Genomic DNA, 4,325 nt, shown 5'->3' on the forward strand with positions numbered 1-4,325 from the left:
GTTAGTCTGAATTCAAACCATTGGCGTGTTTGTCAAGAGCGATTGCGGCAGCTTACCACCACATTTAGATCTTAGAGCTACTTTTGGGCTTTTGTTTTCATAGAATTTTTGACACTACCAAAAGATTTAAGATCATTTTATGTGATTGATGTCGTTTTTGTCCACCTATTGTATGAGTCTAACTACCGACAAGCAATATAATGAATGTTATATTTAAAGAAATGTAAGGGGTATCAAGTGAACATTTTGCGTCATGAGAGGAGCGATATAATGAACTAGACATGAAGTAGGAATGGAGGTCGAATAGTCGTCAAGCCAATATTTGAAGGAAAAGGATCAATAGAATAAATGATATCGTGTGGGAATCTGTAACCAATGCTAGAAAAGTATTAGAATAAGAAAATATATTATAAGAGCGAGTTCAAAAAGGAGGATAAAAAGGACCAAGAAGTTCGAGGCGGCTAGCTTTGAGCAGCGGAACGTATACAGTTAATACGTGAGCAGCGGAAAAGCAAGCCAACGAAGATATTCGCAGTGTCATTTTTACCGGACTTTTTGAACATCCATTATAAGGGGTTGTACTCGATGAAAGAGGCTATAAAGAATAGACTCAAGATTACGGATAAGTTCTGGGGAAGTTATATAAAAGTTGTTCGCGAACAAGTTATTCCCTATCAATGGGATGCCTTAAACGACCGGCTACCAAATGTAGCACCAAGTCATGCGATTGAAAACTTTAGAATTGCTGCTGGTGAAGCAGAGGGTGAATTTTATGGAATGGTCTTCCAGGATAGTGATGTGGCCAAATGGTTGGAAGCTGTTGCGTATAGTTTAGAACATAAACCTGATTCCGAACTGGAAAAAAAGGCCGATGAAGTCATTGATTTAATGGAAAAAGCCCAAGCAGAGGATGGTTATCTTAATACGTATTACCAAGTAAAAGAGCCGGGCAAGCGTTGGACGAATCTTCGGGACAATCATGAACTCTATTGCGCTGGGCATTTAATAGAGGCTGCAGTGGCCTATTATCAATCCACTGGGAAAAGAAAATTTCTCGACATTATGATCAAGTATGCGGATCATATTGAACGTGTCTTTGGTAGGGAAGAGGGTCAGATTCATGGATATCCTGGGCACCAAGAAATTGAACTGGCACTTGTAAAATTATATGAAGTGACAGAAGATGAAAAATATTTAAAATTGAGTCAGTACTTTATTGATGAGAGAGGAACACAACCGCACTTTTTCGATATCGAGAAAAAGAAAAGGAATGATTCTAAACCATTTTGGTTTAATGATGATTATGCTTATCACCAAGCCCATAAACCTGTGCGCGAGCAAGAGAAAGCTGTTGGCCATGCAGTAAGAGCCACTTATATGTATTCGGCAATGGCGGATCTAACTGCAAAAACTGGTGATCACGAATTAAGGGAAGCAACTAAAAAACTTTGGAAAAATGTGACGCAAAAACAAATGTATATTACTGGTGGTATTGGCTCCATGGTATTTGGTGAGGCCTTCTCATTTGACTATGATTTACCAAATGATTTGGCTTATACCGAAACATGTGCAACCGTTGCTTTAGCCTTTTGGGCAAAGAGAATGCTAAGTTTAGAGATCAATAGCCAATATGCAGATGTATTAGAAACGGCTTTATACAACGGCTCTATAAGTGGCATGGATTTGGATGGAAAAAAATTCTTTTATGTGAATCCTTTAGAAGTTTCACCGCAGGCATGTCATGTAAGAAAAGATCATCAACACGTCAAGACGGTAAGGCAGCCATGGTTTGGTTGTGCTTGTTGCCCTCCGAATATTGCAAGATTAATTGCTTCTGTGGGGCATTACGTCTATACGCAGGAAGAAGATGAGCTTTTCATCCATCTATATATGGGAAACGAAGCAAGTTTTACGATCCAAAATAGGGAAGTGCAAATGATACAGAGAACGAATTATCCTTGGGATGGAGATGTATCCATTGAGGTTTTACCGGAAGGAGAACATAGATTTACTCTTGCTCTACGTATTCCTGGTTGGGCAAACGGAGCCACAGTAAAGGTAAATGGTGAATATGTTGACCATGTCCCGCTCATGAAAGATGGGTATGTCTATATAGAAAGAACATGGGCTCCCAATGATTTAATTGAGTTATCATTTCCAATGGAAGTAGAACGGATTCAAGCGAACCCACAAGTTCGTCATAATAATGGGAAAGTGGCATTACGCCGGGGGCCAATCGTGTATTGTTTAGAAGAGGCAGATAATGGTCCGAATTTAGCGGGGATTATTCTGCCAAGAGACTCAGAATTAAAAGCCGAGTATAACGAAGAAATTCTAGGAGGTGTCGTGTTAATCAAAGGTGAAGCCTTGCGAGAGGATGAAGAAAGCTGGAATAATACCCTCTATCGCCCTGTCGAAGATCATCCAAAATCTGTACAAATAACAGCAATTCCATATTATGCATGGTGCAATCGTGAACCTGGTGAAATGTTAGTATGGATGAATGAATAAGTCAACAACCCACCACTTATCGACCTTTCGGTGCCATTAGTTTTAATAGAACGAAGGGACGAATAGGAATGAAAATGGCAAAGCCTATAACGGGGCTTTGCCATTTTAAATTGATCTAGAAGTCAGCTAACTATATTTTAAATAGACAAAAAAAGTTTTTTCTCTCTTTTTTAAACATTTACAACTGTTTTTTCTATAATCAAAACAATAGTACCTTTGTTATACTATAAGCGCAATCGCTTACAGATAAATAAAAAGGGGAGGGAATTTACATTGAAAAAAGGTCTATTTATACTTTTGGGAATGATGATGGTCTTTTGGTTAGCTGCATGTGGTCATAGTGACAACACTTCCGCAGGCAAAGATGGCGGATCAGATGGTAATGAAAAAAAATCAGATGCAGCAGATGGAGAAGTTACACTTCGAATCGCATGGTGGGGTGACCAACCAAGACACGATTACACCAATGAAGTGATTAAACTTTTTGAAGAGAAAAATCCGAATGTAAAAGTTGAGGCAGAATATGCGAGCTGGGATGATTATTGGCAAAAGCTTGCTCCACAGGCAGCGGCAAATGAACTGCCTGATATTATCCAGATGGATCTTTCGTATATCACTCAATATGCGAATAATAATCAACTAGCAGATTTGACACCATACTTTGGTGAGCAAATTGATACATCCAATATTGCAGACACGATTATTTCAGGTGGAGAAGTTGGGGAAGGTGTCTACGGATTTAACGCAGGAGTAAATGCCTTAGCTTTTCAATATGACCCAGAGATGTTAAAAAAAGTTGGTGAGAATTCTATCCCTGAAGATTGGACATGGGATGATTATAAGAAAATATCTGCAAAGGCGAAAGACACTGGTATTTTCTTTGATACGGGTCAGAAAGCGGATGTATTTTTCAACTACTATCTCCGTACGCAAGGGAAACGTCTTTATGCAGAAGATGGTTCTGGATTGGGTTATGATGATGATCAATTATTCGTTGATTTTTTTACGATGATGAAAGAACAGGTAGACAAAGGTTTAACGCCAACACCTGACTATTCAGCTCAACTAACAGGGATTGAAGACAACCCTGTCGTAAAGCAAGAAGGTGTAGGAATATTTCAGTGGTCCAACCAATTTTTAGGCTTACAACAAGTAGCGGATCGTCCAATGGAATTGGCTCCGTTGCCTGGACCCGGAACGGCAGAGGGTTTATTCCTAAAGCCTAGCATGTTTTGGTCTGTATCAGAAAATTCTAAACATAAAGAGGTAGCAGCACAATTTATTGATTTCTTTATTAATGATGTTGAGGCAAATAAAATCATTTTAGCTGAACGCGGTGTACCCGTTTCTTCAGAAATCAAAGAGGCTCTAAAATCTGAGGTATCGGAAGCACAAGCACAAGTATTTGATTATGTGGAATGGGTGGAAGAAAATAGCACACCAATGGGAGCACCAGATCCTGCTCAAGCTGGACAAATTATCGAACTACTGGATAGCTTGTCTGAGCAGATCAACTATGGAGAAATTAGTCCAAAGGATGCCGCAAAGAACTTTAGAAATCAGGCGGAAAGTATTTTAGGAAATTAAAAAGATACAATGGTAGCTGATCCGAGAAAGCTCTTAGAACGGCAACGATTAAAGGCTAATCGTGTCCGATAACCGAGTTGATCAGCTACCAAACGTTCAGACATCAATAGGGTAGTGTCAAAAATTCTATGAAAACAAAAGCCCAAAAGTAGCTCTAAGATCTAAATGTGGTGGTAAGCTGCCGCAATCGCTCTTGACAAACACGCCAATGGTTTGAATTCAGACTA

The 4,325-nt window shown here is 39.3% G+C and carries 2 protein-coding genes; both read left to right on the top strand.

Annotation, left to right across the window (positions count from 1 at the left end; all coding sequences use genetic code 11):
• Window positions 1-585 precede the first annotated feature (585 nt).
• The gene (locus MUB24_RS22645) at window positions 586-2,511 is read left to right on the top strand and encodes a glycoside hydrolase family 127 protein (protein WP_244707956.1); all 1,926 of its coding nucleotides are present in this window, start codon (window positions 586-588) and stop codon (window positions 2,509-2,511) included.
• 273 nt (window positions 2,512-2,784) lie between these two features.
• Entirely contained in the window at window positions 2,785-4,098 is a 1,314-nt protein-coding gene (locus MUB24_RS22650) for an ABC transporter substrate-binding protein (protein ID WP_244707958.1), read from the top strand.
• Window positions 4,099-4,325 lie beyond the last annotated feature (227 nt).

Source organism: Lederbergia sp. NSJ-179, from assembly GCF_022867885.1.
In the GTDB taxonomy this organism is placed as follows: domain Bacteria; phylum Bacillota; class Bacilli; order Bacillales; family Bacillaceae_C; genus Lederbergia.

Excerpts from the sequence above, each read along its gene's own strand:
- MUB24_RS22645 (WP_244707956.1), top strand. The coding sequence starts at position 586 with ATGAAAGAGGCTATAAAGAATAGACTCAAGATTACGGATAAGTTCTGG.